Source organism: Acetobacter musti, from assembly GCF_011516835.1.
Taxonomy (GTDB): Bacteria; Pseudomonadota; Alphaproteobacteria; order Acetobacterales; family Acetobacteraceae; genus Acetobacter; species Acetobacter musti.
In genome coordinates, this window is sequence record NZ_WOTB01000046.1 from 1 (window position 1) to 18,374 (window position 18,374).

Annotated in this window: 13 protein-coding genes and 4 pseudogenes; 9 read left to right on the forward strand and 8 right to left on the reverse strand. The window is 57.2% G+C overall.

What is annotated here, in order from left to right:
* Positions 1-82: 82 nt before the first annotated feature.
* A pseudogene (locus GOB93_RS19075) lies at positions 83-741 on the reverse strand (IS5 family transposase).
* A 202-nt stretch (positions 742-943) separates the two neighbouring features.
* Between GOB93_RS19075 and GOB93_RS19080 the strand changes: the two are divergent.
* The 4 genes and pseudogenes from GOB93_RS19080 to GOB93_RS19095 form a co-directional block, all read left to right on the forward strand.
* Complete coding sequence (locus GOB93_RS19080) at positions 944-4,108, forward strand: efflux RND transporter permease subunit (protein WP_173585024.1); 3,165 nt, start codon at positions 944-946, stop codon at positions 4,106-4,108.
* Positions 4,101-5,276: an efflux RND transporter periplasmic adaptor subunit gene (locus GOB93_RS19085; RefSeq protein WP_173585025.1), complete on the forward strand. Its 1,176-nt coding sequence runs from the start codon at positions 4,101-4,103 to the stop codon at positions 5,274-5,276. Before GOB93_RS19080 ends, GOB93_RS19085 begins: the two co-directional genes overlap by 8 nt.
* Positions 5,230-6,684 (forward strand): efflux transporter outer membrane subunit, encoded by a 1,455-nt coding sequence (locus tag GOB93_RS19090; protein ID WP_242010927.1) that lies wholly within the window; start codon positions 5,230-5,232, stop codon positions 6,682-6,684. The genes GOB93_RS19085 and GOB93_RS19090 overlap by 47 nt, the downstream gene beginning before the upstream one ends.
* Before the next feature lie 197 nt (positions 6,685-6,881).
* Positions 6,882-7,174 (forward strand): annotated as a pseudogene (locus GOB93_RS19095) (transposase); the annotation flags it as partial.
* Positions 7,175-7,435: 261 nt separating this feature from the next.
* Here GOB93_RS19095 and GOB93_RS19100 read toward each other — a convergent pair.
* The 5 genes and pseudogenes from GOB93_RS19100 to GOB93_RS19115 form a co-directional block, all read right to left on the reverse strand.
* A pseudogene (locus tag GOB93_RS19100) lies at positions 7,436-7,734 on the reverse strand (FitA-like ribbon-helix-helix domain-containing protein); the annotation flags it as partial.
* Between the two features lie 419 nt (positions 7,735-8,153).
* Positions 8,154-8,383 (reverse strand): annotated as a pseudogene (locus GOB93_RS21760) (IS481 family transposase); the annotation flags it as partial.
* Between the two features lie 70 nt (positions 8,384-8,453).
* Entirely contained in the window at positions 8,454-9,455 is a 1,002-nt protein-coding gene (locus GOB93_RS19105) for an ABC transporter substrate-binding protein (protein WP_173585026.1), read from the reverse strand.
* A gap of 56 nt (positions 9,456-9,511) precedes the next feature.
* A complete protein-coding gene (locus GOB93_RS19110) occupies positions 9,512-10,651 on the reverse strand; it encodes an ABC transporter substrate-binding protein (RefSeq protein WP_198912732.1) in 1,140 nt (379 codons plus the stop codon).
* Positions 10,590-11,873 carry an MFS transporter gene (locus tag GOB93_RS19115; protein ID WP_173585027.1) on the reverse strand — a complete coding sequence of 428 codons (1,284 nt, stop codon included), beginning with the start codon at positions 11,871-11,873 and terminating at the stop codon, positions 10,590-10,592. The genes GOB93_RS19110 and GOB93_RS19115 overlap by 62 nt, the downstream gene beginning before the upstream one ends.
* A 304-nt stretch (positions 11,874-12,177) precedes the next feature.
* Here GOB93_RS19115 and GOB93_RS19120 point away from each other — a divergent pair, with 304 nt between their 5' ends.
* Positions 12,178-13,491 carry a LysR family transcriptional regulator gene (locus tag GOB93_RS19120; RefSeq protein WP_173585028.1) on the forward strand — a complete coding sequence of 438 codons (1,314 nt, stop codon included), beginning with the start codon at positions 12,178-12,180 and terminating at the stop codon, positions 13,489-13,491.
* A 100-nt stretch (positions 13,492-13,591) separates the two neighbouring features.
* On the opposite strand, the gene GOB93_RS19125 is transcribed toward GOB93_RS19120, so the two are convergent.
* Positions 13,592-14,476 carry an amidohydrolase family protein gene (locus tag GOB93_RS19125; protein WP_173585029.1) on the reverse strand — a complete coding sequence of 295 codons (885 nt, stop codon included), beginning with the start codon at positions 14,474-14,476 and terminating at the stop codon, positions 13,592-13,594.
* A 452-nt stretch (positions 14,477-14,928) separates the two neighbouring features.
* Between GOB93_RS19125 and GOB93_RS19130 the strand changes: the two genes are divergently transcribed.
* From GOB93_RS19130 to GOB93_RS19145, 4 genes are all read left to right on the forward strand, one after another.
* Entirely contained in the window at positions 14,929-16,623 is a 1,695-nt protein-coding gene (locus GOB93_RS19130) for a carbohydrate porin (RefSeq protein ID WP_173585030.1), read from the forward strand.
* Positions 16,624-16,799: 176 nt separating this feature from the next.
* The gene (locus GOB93_RS19135; protein ID WP_173585031.1) at positions 16,800-17,372 is read left to right on the forward strand and encodes a chromate transporter; all 573 of its coding nucleotides are present in this window, start codon (positions 16,800-16,802) and stop codon (positions 17,370-17,372) included.
* The gene (locus GOB93_RS19140) at positions 17,365-17,910 is read left to right on the forward strand and encodes a chromate transporter (RefSeq protein ID WP_173585032.1); all 546 of its coding nucleotides are present in this window, start codon (positions 17,365-17,367) and stop codon (positions 17,908-17,910) included. The genes GOB93_RS19135 and GOB93_RS19140 overlap by 8 nt, the downstream gene beginning before the upstream one ends.
* A 2-nt stretch (positions 17,911-17,912) precedes the next feature.
* On the forward strand, positions 17,913-18,122 hold the full coding sequence (locus GOB93_RS19145) for a hypothetical protein (protein ID WP_173585033.1): 210 nt from the start codon (positions 17,913-17,915) through the stop codon (positions 18,120-18,122).
* A 67-nt stretch (positions 18,123-18,189) separates the two neighbouring features.
* Here GOB93_RS19145 and GOB93_RS21275 read toward each other — a convergent pair.
* Positions 18,190-18,374 (reverse strand): hypothetical protein (locus GOB93_RS21275; protein ID WP_206752622.1); only part of this gene is annotated, 185 nt, incomplete at its 5' end.

The window sequence follows — 18,374 nt, forward strand, 5'->3', positions numbered from 1 at the left end:
CTCAGGGACCGGCGGCGGGTCGCAACCCGCTACGACAGATGCCCGACCGTCTTCTTCTCAGCCATCTGTCTCGCTGAAACCGTCATGTTCTGGCCAGGAGTCCTGAGCCTGAGGCTGATTTCATCCTGTCACAGCGCGTTGCGATAGCTCTGAACTGCCTCAGTCTGGCGAAGAAGCGTTCGGTCTCGTTTCTTTTTTGTGCAGTGAGAAGCGGATTTTCCATGGATTGCGTCGGTTCTTCCCTGAAAGGATAACCGGTGCAATCCCCCGATATTCAAGCTTTTCAATGAGTGGGTCAGCGTCATAAGCCTTGTCGGCGATGAAAGCTGCAGGATCTCCTTTATGCAGGAGAGGTTCTGCTTCGGTGATATCCGCCCTTGTCCGGGTGTCAGGACAGAATCATGGCCTTTCCTGCCGCATCGACAATGGCGTGAGTCTTCGTGGTCAGTCCGCCACGGGATCGGCCGATGGCCTGATCCGCGCCCCCTTTTTACGGGCGCCCTCACTATGCTGGTGAGCCCGCACAATCGTGCTTTCGGTCATCATGTATTCATTGTCGTGATCTGCGGCCAGATGCCGGAAAATTCGTTCGGTCACGCCGCCTTCGCACCAGCGACGTAACCGCCGGTGGACATTCTTTCCGTCACCGAGGCGCGATTCCCGCCGACATGACCTTCGCGCCCCGGAAGAATATCCTTTTATCTACTCCCACTGACCGTCGCTCAGGCCATACCGTCGCATCCGCATTGCTCTCTGAAAATCAGGGAAAACATCATAAAACAAGCTGAAGTATAAGGCCGCTATCGCCTCCTGTTAACTGACGACACGCCCTGATTCAAAATTGTTGGCCCCAGGCCATAAACCGGCCAGCGCGACAGGCGTTGTCTGCTGGCCTGCGAACATATGAATCATCAGGGCATCACAATCGATAGAAAATAACGGCATGAATGCAATTGTACTACTGGCACTTGCCCGTCCCTATACATTTGTTGTGATGGCCATCCTTATCGCCATATCCGGGGTGCTTTCTGCCATCCGCACGCCAGAGGACATCTTTCCCGATATCGGCATTCCCGTCATTGCGGTGGCATGGACCTACAGCAACCTCTCTCCGCAGGATATGTCCGGGCGCATCGTACTGCCGTTCCAGCGCACGCTGACCACGACGGTCAACAATATCGAGCATATCGAGGGACAGTCGCTGACGGGCATCGGTGTGATAAAGGTCTTTTTCCAGCCTGGCACCGATATCAGCATCGCGAACGCGCAGGTCACCGCCATCGCCCAGACCATTCTGCGCCAGCTCCCCATTGGCACCACCCCGCCGCTGATCCTGAATTACAATGCCTCCACCGTGCCGATCGTGCAGCTTGCACTGTCAGGCGAGGGCATGACCGAACAACAGCTTTATGATTACGGTTTCAACTTCATCCGTAACCGGCTGGTAACAGTGCCGGGCGCGGCCCTGCCTTACCCCTATGGCGGTCGCGTGCGTCAGATCCAGATGGATCTCGACCCCGGCAAGTTGCAGTCCCGGGGCGTATCCGCTCAGGATGTGAGCAACGCTCTGACCACCCAGACACAGATCACTCCCGCAGGTTTCGTAAAAATCGGGGAGTACCAGTATAATTTCAGGCTGAACAACGCGCCGCTTTCGGTCGAACTGCTCAACATGCTGCCCGTACGCACGATCAATGGTGCAGTCGTACGTGTGCGTGATGTGGCCCATGTGCGTGATGGTTCCACGCCCCAGCAGAACGTGGTGCATGTGGATGGCCAGCGCTCCGCGCTCCTGACCGTGCTGAAATCGGGCGCCACCTCCACGATCGCCATCGTGGAGGGGATCAAGACGATGATCCCCGATGCGACACGCGGCCTGCCGAGGCAGCTTAAACTCAGGCCCGTCAACGATCAGTCGCTTTTTGTCCGGGCGGCCGTGGATGGGGTGATGCGCGAAGGGGCGATCGCGGCTGGCCTGACCAGCCTCATGATTCTGCTGTTTCTTGGTTCATGGCGATCCACGCTTATTGTGGCGACCTCCATCCCGTTATCGGTCATGGGTGCGGTCGTGGCACTGTCCGTGCTGGGTGAAACGCTGAATGTCATGACACTGGGCGGCCTTGCGCTGGCCGTGGGCATTCTGGTGGATGAGGCGACGGTTACAATCGAGAATATCGAGCGTCACCTCGAAATGGGCAAGGACGTCCATACCGCCATCGTTGACGGATCAGGGGAGATCATCGTCCCGGCTTTTCTTTCGCTTATCTGTATCTGCATCGTGTTTGTGCCGATGTTCTACCTGCCGGGTGTGGCGGGCTTCCTGTTCGTGCCGATGGCGCTGTCGGTCATGTTCGCCATGACCATGTCCTTCATCCTGTCACGCACACTCGTGCCGACCATGGCCATGTTCCTGCTGCGTCCGCATGAGGACGCAAAACAGCCCGGAGAGAATATCTTCACACGCTTCCAGCACGGTTTCGAGCGACGTTTTGAGGCGTTGCGTGCCCGCTACAGTGCGCTTCTGGGAAGTATTCTGGACTATCGCGGCCGGTTCGTGGCTGCTTTCCTGTGCTTTGCCGCTCTCAGCATGGGTTTGCTCCCGTTCCTTGGTCGCAACTTCTTTCCGCAGGTCGATGCGGGCACGATGACTCTGCATGTGCGTGGCCCCACAGGCATGCGGATCGAGGAGACGTCGGCCCTGTTCCAGCGCATCGAAAAAGAGATCCGCCAAAGGGTTCCGGCAAGCGAGATTGACTCCATTGCCGACAATATCGGCCTGCCCACCAGCGCCATCAATGTCGCCTATAATGCATCGGGTACCATCGGGCCGCAGGATGGCGATATCCTCGTCGCTCTCAAGGAAAATCATCACCCGACCGAGCGGTACATCCGCATTCTGCGGCGTGAACTGCCCAGAGCATTCCCCGAGGCCAGTTTTGCCTTCCTGCCGTCGGACATCACGACCCAGATCCTCAATTTCGGCGCACCGGCCCCGATCGACATTCAGGTATCCGGCCCCAACCCTGACGAGACGCGGCAGTTTGCCGGCCGCATATTGCGCGCCATACGTCCCATTGACGGCCTGGTCGATGCCCGCATCCAGCAGCCCGGCCATTACCCCGAACTGCGTTTTGATGCGGACCGCACCCGCATCAACCAGCTTGGCCTGACGGAAGGGGATATCACCAGCGCCATCGCAACCTCCATTGCCGGAACCGTGCAGACCGCCCCGCTTTACTGGCTGGACCCGCACAGCATGGTCACTTACCCCATCGCGGTGCAGATGCCCGAATACCGGATCAGTTCTCTGGCGGATATCATCGGCCTGCCCGTAACCGGAGTGTCGACCACCCGGCTTCAGGTGCTCGGTGCCCTTGGCACCATTACGCGCGACACGACCTCACCAGTCGAAGCACAGTATAATATCCGCTCGCTGATCGATGTTTTCGCAGGCGGGGACGGACGCGATCTGGGTGCCATCGCATCGGACGTGCAGGCGGCCCTCCACCATCTGGAACATGACCGGCCCGAGACCGTCACGGTTACGCTGCGTGGCCAGTACCAGGCCATGACAACCGCCTTTTCCGGTATGGGGTTTGGCCTGCTGGGGGCGATCGTTCTGATCTATCTTCTCATTGTCATCAATTTTCAGAGCTGGACCGATCCGTGCATCGTTGTGCTGGCGCCGCCGGGCGCGCTGGCGGGGATATGCTGGATGCTGTTTGCAACGCATACTTCGCTTTCCGTGCCCGCGTTGACGGGAGCGATCATGTGCATGGGGGTGGCGACGGCCAATTCCATCCTTGTCATCACCTTCTGCCGTGAACAACTGGCTGAGCATGGAGATGCGCTCAGGGCCGCTCTGACGGCGGGCAGCACCCGCCTGCGGCCTGTCATCATGACGGCGCTGGCTATGGTCATCGGCATGCTGCCTATGGCGCTGGGGCTGGGTGAAGGCGGGGAGCAGAATGCACCGCTGGGACGGGCTGTCATTGGCGGCCTGATTTTTGCCACCTGTGCCTCTCTGTTTTTTGTGCCGTCACTCTTCGCCATCATCTATGACAGGCATGCACGGCATGGGACCGACGGGACACATGCCCATGGCTGAAAGCCACGCTGTCGCAGCCGCCGGTCCCAAACCACGTCTGCGCTGGATCATTCCTGTCGCGGCGTGCATTTTCGGGATCATACTCGTCGCGGGCACGATTATGCGCATCCATGACCGCCATCAGCTTCATGCGATGAATGTTGCGGCGCTGGTACCCAGTGTAACGGTCGTGCATCCGGGTGGCCACGCCGTTGACACGCTGGTCCTGCCCGGCATCCTGCAGGCATGGTACAGCGCACCGGTCTATGCCCGCACCAATGGCTATCTGCGGAAATGGTATGTCGATATCGGGCAGAAGGTGGAAGCAGGCCAGCTTCTGGCGGAAATCGATACACCCGATGTTGATCTGCAGCTTGCCGGAGCAAGGGCCGCGCTGGGCACACGGACCGCACAACGTGATCTGGCGGGGATTACATCACGCCGGTGGGACCGGCTGAATGCCCAGAATGCCGTATCCCAGCAGGAAACGGACGAACGTCGGGGCGATCTTGCGGCCAGCGAGGCCACGCGGCATGAAGCTGCGGCGGAGGTGGAGCGGCTTGAGACGCTTTCCGGCTTCAAGCACATCATTGCTCCTTTTGCCGGTGTGGTGACCAGCCGCGCGACCGATATCGGTGCGCTGATCGTAGCCGGCACGGCGGCGAGCCAGCCGCTTTTTACCGTATCGGACGTGACCCGCCTGCGGCTTTATGTGCGGGTGCCACAGGCCTATGCCGCGCGAATGCGGGAGGGCTTTGTGGCACATTTCACGGTGCCAGATTACCGTAACCGGCAGTTTGAGGCCCGTCTGCTTCATTCTGCGGATGCGGTTGATTCCCAGTCGGGAACGATGCTGGTCCAGCTTGTCTATGAGAATGGGGAAAATCTTCTCAAACCAGGGGCCTATGCCCAGATCGCCTTTACGTTTCACGGTCCGGAGCCACAGGCGCCGCCCACCGTGCGTGTTCCCGCCAGCAGTCTGCTCTTCCGCAAGGACGGGCCAACCGTGGCGCTGGTGGATGAACATGACCATGCCAGGATACAGCCCGTCTCGATCCTGATCGATTTCGGGACCGAACTTGAGGTGACGGGGCTCGCACCACAGGACAGGATCATAACCAACCCGCCGGATGATATCGGGGATGGAGATTCCGTCAGACCGCGTGAAGGTGGTGGACATGGCAACTGAGCGGGGCAGGGTGGTTCTGTTCTTCCTCGTTCTGCTGTGCGGCTGCAATCTGGCCCCCCGATACCATAAGCCCACACTCCCTGACATACCCGTGACATTCAGGGAAACCGGACCCTGGACACCGGCACAGCCCGCCGATACCGCTCAACGGGGGGCGTGGTGGGCGGTCATGGGAGATGAGGATCTGGACCGGCTGGAGGACAGGGTCGAACACGGCAGTCCGCAACTGGCCGCCGCCGTGGCGCGATATGATGAGGCGCGGGCGCTGGTCAGGCGGGCGCGGGCCGACTTTTTCCCCCAGATCGATGCAACAGCCAGCGCACAGCGTGAACGTGCGCTCTTTGTTGCAAACGGAAATTATTACGAATACCGCGATTATGAATCCGGAGGCACCGTTTCATGGGAGCCGGATATCTGGGGTCGTATCCGCAATCTGGTCAGGGCGGCACGGGCCAGCGCCCAGGCAAGCGCGGCCGACCTCGCATCACTCCGTCTCAGTCTGGAAGGTGAACTGGGCGATGATTATTTCCAGCTCCGCGGTCTGGATGCCCGCGTCAGCCTGTTGCGAAAGACCATAGCGGCCTATTCCGCAGCGCTGGATCTGACCACAAAGCGCTTTGTCGGCGGGGCGGCGAATGAACTGGATGTAGGCCGTGCACGCACCCAGCTGACCACAACACAATCCCGGCTGGAACAGCAGGTGGCGGACCGCGCGCTGATGGAACATGCCATTGCCGTGCTGATCGGTGAGCAGCCTTCCACCTTTTCAATTCCGCCGGTGGATGACCTGCAGCCCGTGCCGGTCATTCCCATCACCGCTCCCGCCCACCTGCTGGAACGCAGGCCGGATGTCGCATCGGCAGAGCGGCACATGGCAGCGGCCAATGCCCGGGTCGGGGTGGCAAGGGCGGCCTTCTTTCCCAACATCACGCTTGGAGCGATGGGTGGCTCGGAAACCACGACCAGTATGCTGGCTTCGGCCGGGAGCGGTGTGTGGGCGCTTGGCCCGGCGCTGGCAACACTGGCCATATTTGATGGTGGACGACGGTTTGCCAATCTGGCCCTTACTCATGCAGAATATGCTGAGGCGGCAGCCAGTTACCGTCAGACAGCATTGACGGCTTTCCGCGAGGTTGAGGACCAGCTGGCGCTCCTCAATCATCTGGCCGACGCCGCCACGCGGCAGGAGGAAGGAGTGACGGCGGCAACGCGCACCGACCATCTGGCCAGTATTCAGTACCGCGAAGGGGCCGTTGATTACCTGCAGGTTGTCATTGCCCAGACGGCTGAACTGCAGGCGCGCGAAGACCTGATTACGGTCAATACGCGCCGTCTCATGAGTGGCATTGATCTTGTGCGGGCCATGGGGGGCGGATGGCGCGACCATAATGGATTAAAAGGAAAATAGGTCTCTGTTGTTCAGACGTTTCCGTGGTGCCGACAGGCTGCTCCGGAACGCACTGGAAATTTACAAAATCCCGTGTCGTTCCCACCATAACGGGTCTTCTATTTAGGGCGCGCCGTCAGTCAGGGCGCGAGGTTTGATGAAGCGTGTACTCCTGCCTGATCTGTGATGTTTTCTCTCTCGTTTTCAGAGAGATGGGAATGGGGCGATATGGCCAGAGTGAGCGGATAAAGGATCTTCTTCCGGGTCGTGAAGGTCATGTCGGTGGAACGGCTGCAGAAGATAACCGTCTGTTTGTGGAAGCTGTGCTGTATCGCTATTGCGCAGACATCCCTGGCGTGATCTGCCAGTCCGGTTCGGCGACCGGAAGAATGTGCATCGGCGTCAGCGCCGCTGCTGCGAAAGTGTCGTGATCGAGCGGGTTTTCCGGCATCTGGCGGCTGATCACGACAACGAATACATGATGATTGACAGCATGATTGTCCGTGCTCACGCAGACCCGCTACGCGTCTTTATAGCTGTTGACCTCAGGGCAACCGCTCAGATCAGGGCCAATCCTACCCGCGCCACCATGCCTCCAATCAACTGGAGCCTCTACAAGGAACGTCATCAGGTCGAATGCTTCTTCAATAAACTCAAACGCTTATTATGCTGCCACGCCTGCGGCCAGGATGCAGAGTACCGTCATTTCGGCGCACAGGATACTCAATTGCACGTCGGCCGGATCTGCCCCGGATATCAGGCATCCTCCCGGGGGATTGAGAATTCGCACATCGGCTGCCCTGAGGGCGATACGTCCCGACTGACCATGGTATAACCACGGGCTGCGGCAGTCGCGACGATGTACCCGTCTGCCTTGCTGATCGCTTGTCCCTCAGCCCTGGCCCGCACCATCAACCCGGCGTAAACCTGTGATGCCGCCAGATCGAACGACAGGACACGTCCCTCGAAAAGAGGCAGCACCTCCTGTTCCAGTCGCCCATGCAGCACGGCCTGCGCTTTCAACGCCCGATGCGTCTCTTCCGGAAGATTGTGAATAACGACCGAGGACATGACAGAATTCATCATTTCTGAAATGAAATTATATTAACTGACGAATTCGATATCTTTCCAGAAAAATCCTGTTCACCCGCCAGCCCTCTGACCTGTCGCAGACCGAGGCGAACCTCGCCAGACGCGCGCTTTCCGAGCGCCCCTCAGGCGTACAGACTCAGCGGGATTGGTTCACGCAGATCGGTCGCACTTCGATCTCGTGCCCGCGGGCCTTGCCGACGATCCGGGGCGGGGCATAGAGGCCCATGGGCTGACTGTTGAGCAGTGCGGCGCAGAAGACATCCGGATGATGGCATTTCAGCCACGACGAAACATAGGCGATCAGCGCAAAACTCGCCGCGTAACTCGCGGGAAATCCGTAGGAGCCAAACGCTTCGAGCTGCCGGAAAGTGCGTTCGGCGAACTCCTGCTTGTAGCCGTAAGGTATGCCGACGAAAGGCCACGACCATCGCTTCCTCTGTCCCGGACAGAACAGTTAAACGGGGCGCTTTGGGCCAGTCTTCTGATCCTCGATAGTCCGGCGCTTCCGTCATTTCCCCACTGTTTTCGGGGTGATTCCGGCGTCATAGCTGAGGGCAGTAAGTGAAGCTTCCGATCGCTGTATTGTTGCTCGCACGGCATGCGTGGTCGTGGCGCTGCCATGATGTATCTGCTCTCAGGGTTTCCTTTAACTCGCGTGAAAATAATTCACCATCAAACCACGCCCCTGGATTCTCCTTTCAACTACTCAGGAATTGCCTGGCGAGTGTTGCTGGTCCCAGGTCGACGACGTGGTCAAAAGGCAGCATTGCCGTCTGCAGCCCGGCTGACACGTTCAGTTTCTGGAGATAGTCCACCTGATCCCGCGAAAGGCCCGTATTCAATGCGTAGGGTTGATGTTTCTGTATGAATGTCCATGCGCTTTCTGCCTCGTCGGCACCCATCTTCGAGACAAACTGTCTTGCCTCAATATAGGCTTCCCGGGAGACGGGGCTCGACAGGTACCTGAAGAGTCTGACATAGGCTGCGATGCACCGTGCAAGCGCTTCCGGTTTTTCATTGATTGCGCTAACCGAGGCATAGGCAGTCTGGTACGTGTAGCGGGGCAATTGTTCCCACAACTTTCCGTCACTAAGCATATGCACGGCAGTCGTCGTATCAGCGTCAGCCTCGCCACTCAGACCAGCATCGACCCTGCCGCTCAGGACAGCCTGGAAAACCTGAGCATTACTGCCGATATTGACGAAATTCACGCGAGTGCCATCGATGCCCTTCTCGTGCAGCAACGCAAGAGCCAGGATGTGGAGGAGACCGTTCCGAGGCCCCACGCCGATTGTGCGGCCGGCGAGATCGGAAACATGCCGGATGTCCTTTCGTCCGCTGTAGACAGCCAGAGTTGGCAACCGTAACGCAGCGCCCACCAGCCGTACGGGCGCGCCCTGCGCAATGGCTGGCAGGATGCCCGCATAGGCTGAAATCATGCAGATGTCAGCTTCGCCATGCAGGATTGCTTCCATCGGACCTGAAACCGAACGGCTTTCCGCGAGCCGAATGTCCAGCGACAAAGCACGGAAATAGCCGCGTTCCAGCATCAGTCTCTGAAGAGTCGCATTCTCCGGTCCCTGATTACTGGCCACCCTGACTGCAAAACTGCCCGAAGACGTCTGCGCACGGCCACGCGCCTGTGCAAGAGCAAGAACCGAACATGATGCCGCTCCGACCAGCAGGCGACGCCTGCTCACCGTGTCATAATCCGTCATCATGCCCCACTTGTTCAACTGGTTCCTGGTCGTCATTTTCAGGCGCGAGGAGCGATTGTTTCCGGATCGATAAACAATTCTTCAACCGACATATGCCTGGGCGTAAGCCCCTGCTTGAAAGCGGTTTGCTCCAGCGCCTCGATCGTCGGCAGGTTTGCTTTGAGCCCATAGGGCAGCGGGTCGGAACCGACGATTTCGCGCAGCTTAAGATACCTCTTGTCGGTCTTGCTGACTGCTCGGCCGGCGTCCAGATCCTCAAGCCACTGCTGTTTGGCCTTCACGAAGGCATCATAGATGGAGCGCGCCACCCACGGATGCTCCGCGAGTATGGATTCCTTCACGACGATGGTGCCGTGCATCGGATAGATGCCGGTCCTGTGATAATACTCGGCCTCCAGTTTCTCCGCATCGGGCATGAGGTCAGGATAGTCGGCTTCTATCTCTTTCCAGCCCTCGCCTGTGGGTGCGCCCATGCGACCAATTCCGGCATTGGCGTGGAAGCCAGCCTGAATCTCGCCGTCAGCCATCATGCCGGCCAGCGAATGGCCTTCTGCCACGTGAACGACGTTCGCAGGCAATTTAAGCTGGGGAACATGCTCCTCATCATCGACGACCCAGGTGATTTTGGAGCAGTCGACGCCAAATTCATCAATCAGTACCTGGCGTGTCCATACCCCTGTTGTGACGGAATAGGCCCGTACCCCGACCTTCTTACCTTCCAGATCTTTGGGTTTCACGATACCCGCGTCCGGGCGTACCAGCAGTCCCGCATGATGAAAGCGCCTTACAACGAAAATCGGGAGAGCTACAAAAGGTGCGTTATAAGCCCGTGCGATAATGTAGGTGGTCGGTGCCAGTTCGCAGACATCAAACTCGACGTCACGTACCATGCGGCGGAAAGCGCCGATCTGGGGTTTCACTGTAATGAATTCGGCGTCCACACCCTCGATGGGTATGGATCCATCACGAATTCTGGATGTGTTCGGATGTTCGGCGATTGCGATCCTGAGATGAATTTTGTCTGCCAAGGTCATTCTCCTGTGCAAAGCATTGTAATTCAGTCGACGGAGTTTGGTGTGCTGCTCCGGAGACCTGTTCCCGAAGATCTCGGGAGCATCAAAATACTGGTTCGGCCATTCCCAGGCCGTGCGCAGCCGTTCCGACATCATCGAGGTCATCGCCGTTCTGGCGCGGCAGGAACAGGGCGGCTACGGCTGCCAGGCCGAACGCGTTAAGTGAACAGACCCCCATGGCGTGTCCGAGCGGCATCGTCGTCGATAAGAGGCCGACGACAGAAGTACAGATCGATCCGAACCCGCGACCACCGGTGATGCAGAACCCCACGCCACTCGCGCGAATTTCGGTCGGGAAAAGCTCAGCGAAAGTCGGAAGCAGACAGGCTGCTGCCCCGCCCTGCAAAGTGCCTTGCAGGAAAATCAGGGACAACACACCCAGGAGGCCAAAATGCAGATACAGCAGACAGGCGACGACAGAAGCATCGCAGGCCAGCAGACACACAATCACGGCGCGCCGCCCCAGCCGGTCCCGGACCAGCCCGGCGATGACGGGGCCAACCAGTAAGCCCGCGATGCTGCAGGCAAGATAAGCTGCCGTCGAGGCCACCTTCAGATGCAGACTCAGCCGGAGGTAGGTCGGAAGCCACGCATGTATTCCGAAGCCTCCCCCCAGTACACCTGTGGCAAGCAAGAGCCCCACCAGGGTAGAGCGGCGGTTGAGGCGGTTGAAGATCGACCAGAAGGGCACCACCCTGGCACCGGCGCGACGAGCATTCAGGCTTGCCAGAAATGTAGTGCTCTCCGGGACGTTGCGACGGATATAGAGGACCAGAAGTGCAGGTATCACGCCCAGAACAAACATAACGCGCCAGCCGACCGCTTGTGGAAACAGGGCGAAGAGGACCGGCATCAGCATGGTGGAGAGGGCATAGCCGAACCCATAACCGGCCTGAGTTGCAGGAACGACCCGCCCGCGCAGCGCCGGACGCACGGTCTCGCTGATCAGGACTCCCGCAACGGCTGCTTCTCCCCCGAAACCGAGCCCTTGCAGAAAGCGAACTGCAAAGAACTCCTGATAGTTCATCGCTGCCGCCGCCAGACCGGAAAAAGCCGCTACCCACAGGATCGTCGCCTTGAGCAGGGTCATACGCCCCAGCCGATCGGCAATGATGCCCGCGATCCATCCTCCGAGACAATTGCCAATCAGTCCCGCTGTCGTCAGAGCGCCGATCTCCGGCTTGGTGAAGCCGACGATAGTGATCAGCACCGGAGCCACCAGGGCGTACATCGTCGAGTCAAAGGAATCCATCGTATAGCCGGCAAAGGATGCCCAGAATGTGCTTCGTTCGATGGGATTTAACTTGGAATACCAACTGATCGACATTGTCTGCCCCGTAAACTGCGCCGCCTGTTGTGCATCTCTTCCCGTGACGCTGATCAGGCAGTCATTCTTGACGTTCGATGAGGTTAGGACTCCGGATCGTCGATGGTCACGCCAGGTTTGGTGCGTCCGCCTATAAGTTCTCGCTATAGTGTTCAGCCTTGCGATCCTTTTTATCGGATCCGGGAGGACTTTTTTCGTTAAAAGGGATGCAGGCTGCTGATGATTTTGGAAAAAAAGAGCCGGCCCTCCGGCTCGTCAGCTCCGGCCTGGTGAAGCGACACGGACAAATTTGGAGGAAGCGACCATGCTTAAGACAACGGTCGCACATACGGGACGCTCTAAGGAAGTCAGTCCCGGCTATAGCCGATACACAACCGTGTTCGGCTTTTTTCCAAGCCTGCGATTGATCCGGGCCTTTTCCGCAGTTGCAGAACTGCGGAGCATCTCAAAGGCATCCACTGAGCTCAATCTTTCTCAGTCGGCCGTTACCCAGGCAATCGTCAAACTTGAGGCGGATCTTGATACACGCCTGTTCGAACGGCGTAACAACGGCAGTTATCTTACCGATACCGGCATTATCCTGAAAGAACATACCGATAATATAATCCTTAACCTCGAAGCTGCGCTTGAGCAGTTCGCCTCCCCCCTGACAACAGGGAGTACAACCACTCAGATGCTCGCGCGACGAGTGACAAAGTCGCAAATTGTGGCGCTTATTTCCATCAAGGAGGCGGCTTCTTTCACCCAGGCGGCGTTTTATGCCGGTGTGTCGCAACCTTCGATCCATCGCGCTGCCCGAACGCTGGAGAGCCACCTGAATACGAAATTGTTTTACAACACGGCTCATGGTTCGACAGTCAACGAGCAGGGCTACAGACTGGCTAACCGACTGCACCTGACAGTACGGGAATTCGAATGGGCTTATGAGAAAATCGAAGCACAGAAAATGCGTGAACGCGGGCGCATCCTGGTCGGCGGGCTGCCGCTCGCCGGCAGCGGGTTTCTGGCTTCGGCAATCAGCGGTTTTATCGGAAACCATCCGGAAGTGAACATCGACATCGCTACCAGCTCCTATGACATCCTTCTGGAAAAACTTCGCGCAGGAGCATTAGACTTTATCGTTGGGACACTCAGATCACCTCCACCCACCGACGATGTCATCGAGGAAGTTCTCGCGCCGGATCCTTATGTAATCGTGGTTCGACGTGGCCATCCCCTCGCAAGCAAAGCCGTGGTCACGCGCGAGGATTTAGCTGCCTATGACTGGCTTTTACCGGGTCCGACAGCCGCGAGACGGACCAATTACGAGAAGTTGTTCTCGGATTTCTCCCCAACGCCCCGCACGAACATCGGCGCTCATTCACTTACGATCATATTCCTGTTGCTGACAGAAAGTGACCGCATGACCATATTGACCAGATCGCAGCTTCTTCTGGACCAGCGTCTTGGCCACAACCTCACAACCATCAATCACCAATTGGAGGAATCGATCGCATATATCGGCGTCACAACACGTAAGAACTGGACGCCGACTCACAATCAGGCCGTTTTTATGGACTTTCTCAGGCGAACAAGAATGGAAGACTCACGTTTCGAAGCGTCAGATAAAGAAACATGAGACACCAATGCTTTGATGGCGATCCGGTTCCCGGTAAATTGTTTCGACAGGCATTTGTCCTGTGCTGTCAAGCGCATCACACATATTCCGGACGTCCACTTTATAAGCTGTCGGAGATGTTCCGCTTATTGTCCCCTGTCGAGGCGAGGGCAGGGTAAAGTTGTAAGGCCGTTTTCGAAAACAGCCACTCCCTGTCCGTCTCGGAAAGCCGCTCAGTCGCGTGCATGGCGAGGGCCACGAGTTCCTGCAGACTGCCCTCACTGGCAGGGTAATTCGACCCCCAGGCGAGTTTGTTGGCGCCGAACTCGGCGACAAGGCGCTCAAGAACTGGCCCAGGCTCCTCCCATCCCCGCCCTTTCAGGAAGCTGACGGAGGTGACTTTCAGATAAAGATTTGGATAGCGGGAAAGATTGAGGAGAGGACGAGCAACATTGAACGGGGCGCCACCAGTGAAGTCCGCTCGGCCCGTGTGATCAAGAAAGAAACGTACGCCGGGAAATTTACGCACTATGGTTTCAAGAGGATCGAATCCGTCTGCCGCATTGATGTTCACCGCGACGGTAATTCCCCGTTCAGCCGCGTACGAATAGACTGGAAAAATTCGTTCGTCGTCCAATGACAGCCACGCGTCCCTGACCGTGGTTCCCTTCACGTAAATGCGCATCCCGGTAAGGCCCTTGTCGTACCATCGACGCATCTCGTTCACCGCATCCCCGGCCAATACGTTGATCGAAAACACACCCGTGAAGCGGTCGGGGTAAGCCGCCACGGCATCGGCCACGTAGTCGCAGTTGAAACCGTAGGTCGTGGACGAATGCACAAGCGCGGCCTTCGCCACGCCTGCTCCGTCCATAGCCGCAATCAGTTCCTGTGTTGTGACAGACCGTTCATGCGACCAGTCCGATTGCTTGTCTCCGAGGGGAGAGATCGGATAGCGGGCCGTGTCGGTGGACGCGACGTGTGGATGTGTATCAATGATCTGCATGGCAGAGCTCTCCCTGTGACAGGAATCAACCACGGTTGTGAAGCCGCATCGAGCTCGGCGCGGAAGTATAGACCTTCCAGAATCCACCCAGAATGAGGCTTGCACAAATAACGTAAATATATGAATGCAAAATTACTTTCGTAATTTTGGTTAATATCTACGATTAGCCGTGTTTTCCTTTTGTTTCACCTTCAGAACTGCCAAAAATTTACGCTTCTTACAAATGGCTGTTTGTGCGCGTTGCCAGCAGTTTTGGCTATTGCAGCATTCTGCCGAGTGGCTCTTGCGGAAAACTGTGCGCGTTGAACACAAAAGTCGCAGGGCATGTGGCGGACTTCGCTCTTATGCAAATGACCAGCAGTCCCGATTTGGAGCGACCGTGGAGCCCAAATCCCGACAGTCATTATCGACGACAACATCCCAACAAGAAAAAAACAGGGAATTGAGATTCGATGAAACCCAAGATCATCCGTTCGGCTGGAACACGCCGAATATATGGGAAGGCCGTTCCTGCACTTATCGGAATCTTCCTCGTGTGTGAGACGGGAGTTACCGCATCACTCACACCGCGGTTCGCCTGTGCGGCGGACACCGTCATCTCCGACCCGGCCCCTTCCCCGGTGTCGAAAATTAACTCATCTTCCACAAGCGCTCCCGAAATTGCGGAGGGCAGTAAAGTCAATCATCCGTCTGGCTGGAGGAAAAACCCGGAAGCGTCTCAACTGCAGAGTGGCGGCGTGCTCGCCCGGAACACTGCGGTGCAAACGAACCAGACAGGTCCATCGCCATTGGGAACGAGAGTTGGCGGGACACCTGGAAGCGCCATAAAGCAGATCTCGCCGTCCAATTCGAAATATGCTGATATTGACAACCTTTTGCCACGCACCGCGATCAATATTCCGGAGACGACCAATACTACCTTTGGCGACATGTGGGGTCTGAAGGAATTTCTCGCTCGGAACGGCTTTGCCTTCGGCGGTCTGTTCAGCGGCGGCTACGATCAGCCGCTGCTAAACCTTCCCAGAAGGACATTCGGCGCACAGCATTACATCGGTCAGCAATCCGAATTCGATACATCGACCAGCTACGCCTATGTGACCTTCGATATGGGCCGCATCCTCGGCCGCCTGGGTTTGCGTGGCGGACAGGCAGATGTATGGGGTTGCGCCGGTGCTGGATCCTACCACATCTATCCGCGCGGAATTCGACTCTGTGCCGCCTACATTGACCAACCCTTTTTTGGTGACAAGCTTGATTTCAAGGTCGGCATCATCAATGAGCAGTATTTTGGGGTCGCCCCACTGGTCGGCGGTGGTGTCGCAAATGGTTCGATCGGCCCGGCGGCAAGCATCATCACTGAATCCGGCGAAGCTGCCGCGGGCGAAGGCGCGCCGGCCGTAAATATACGTTATAATGCGACCCGTGCCCTTTATGTGCAGACTATCTTTCAACGCTCTGCGTCACCCGGCGGCTATGTTCCCGAAGGCGAAGTGGTCAATCCGACAGGGACCCGAATTTGGGAGCCTGCCGGTACATACATTTTCAATGGCAAGAGGGTGACCTATCCAACATCCGGCATCGTTTTTCTTGAGCAGGCCGGATATGAACACCCCGCCACCGCCAATTCCAAGTTCACCTGGTTCCGTGTCGGGGGTGCTTATAACGAGTCGCATTACACGCCATTCATGGGCCAGGGTTATCGACATGGGAGCGCCTTTTGGGCCCTTTTCGATAAGCAGCTTTTCAAGCTTTATCCCGGCCGTCCCAACAACGGCATCTATATCGGGGCCAGCTATAACTGGGGCGATCCCAGAGTATACCAGTACAGTCACTATTATGAACTTCGTGCTTATGTGAAAGGACCATTCCCCGGCAGACCATTTGACCAGCTGGCGCTCGTCCTGAACCAGACCGGTGCAAGCAAGGATTACCTTCGGTCAATCTCTGGCGTAGCCGATTATCAGGCGAAGAATGGTGGTGGTATCAGAAAGAATATCAATAGCATTACTCTCGCATACGGATATCATATCCGTCCCGGCATGTACGCTAATTTTGGACTCCAGTATTCACCCAATCCGACTATTACTTACAATTACGCCCAGGGTAGCCCATTAGTGTTCCGACTCGTCCTTTCGGCATATTATTGAAGTGGGATCATCGAATTGCAGCCTGTTTGAGGACAGTTATTACGTGATCGTATGAAGCAGTCTCTTACCGTTCGAAACAGAGGCTCTGGTAAATCTATCAGGAAACATCTAAATAAAATCAGCGTAAAACCTGTCTTCTGTGTATCCAGGGGTAATCGTTACGAGGTCATATCTGTATGCGCCGTTCCCGACCTGCTTCCGCTCCTACATTGCTTACGCTGTTCGCCGCGTTCGCCCATGTATCCCTGACCAGCTTTGGAGGCGGTATGAGTGGCTGGATGCTGCGTGAATTTGTAACGCATCGCCGCTGGCTCGACGAGGAGGAGTTTCTAAATGCCTTATCCATCTCCCAGGCCCTCCCGGGTGTAAATGTGGCCAATATCGCCATCTGGGTCGGCTACAGGCTGATGGGATTCCCAGGCGCTGTCATTGGGCTTCTTGGCATCGTCGCGCCCGGCGCTGTAGCCGTCATTCTCATTGCAGGCGGTTTCAGTATGATCGCTCCGTATAAACTTACCCCGATTGTTCTGATGGGGGCGGCGGCGGCCTCCATCGCCCTTTCGCTCACAATCGGAATCACAGCCGTCAGGCGGGTGCAACGCAAGGTGGTGCCCCTATTTCTCATGACGGCGACATTCGTGGCAGTCGGCATCCTGCGTTGGTCTACACTCTGGGTGATGGCCATTCTGGGCGCAGTCAGCATCACAGTCGCCTATCGTGACACCGGAAAAGACACGCCAAATGGCTAACCGCCTTGTCGAGCTCATGTTCGCGTTGACGCCGCTATCGCTTGCAACGGTCGGCGGAGGGCAGAGTTCACTTCCCGGGATTCAGCGACAGGTGGTGACCATACATCACTGGATGACATCTCAACAATTTGTTGACGCGTATGCAATCTCACGGATGTCACCCGGACCCTCCTCTCTGCTGGTCACCTTGATTGGCTGGAGGGTGGCCGGTTCAGCGGGAGCAGTCGTAGCGACACTGTCCATATTTATTCCGACCGCGCTTCTTGTGCTCACTCTCGCCGGCGTGTGGTCGCGCCATCGAGGCGCGAGATGGCAAACCGCTCTTGAAACCGGGCTTCGCCCGATAGCAGCTGGCCTGATCATCGCAGCGGGGTACGTGCTGATCAGGGGCATGGCCGGCGGTTGGCCCACCAGGGTGATAACAATCGTTACGACAGGCATACTCCTTAAATCGAGAGTGACGCCACTGCTTCTGCTTGGTGGCGGTATGTTGTTATGTATCGCGTTTTATGAACTGGGTTTTATCCCCGGCAAATAGAAGTGGTCTGGCATCATACTGATGCTTTCGTGGCGCTGGCAGCAGAGGTGGTTTTCGGAGTGACCCGCGGCAAGCGCGGGCGTCCAGCTGGTCTGCGTACCGTCACATGGGTCCGCCTCGCCACCTGTGTGGTCATGCTGCAGACGAACTGGCTGCTCGGCACGACGGGAAAAAAGCCAGCATTCTTCGTTGCGCCTGCCGTCTCGGCGTAACGGGTACAGCGCTGGGGCTGGCCGTCCTGTGGGGCCTGAATTTCGCAAAGCGTGAACTGCACGAAGATCATCGTGCGGTGCACGTCATTTTTAATTGCAACCCATCTGGATAGTTTTGTAGATTGTAGTTTCCGTAAGAATTAAGAGCGCCTTTCAAAACCCCTTGTACTGTGGTCCTGAATGAGGGATGAGGCTCCATGGCTTCACCTCTCGTTTCCGATAAATTATGGGCAGTTATTGAACCGCTCCTGC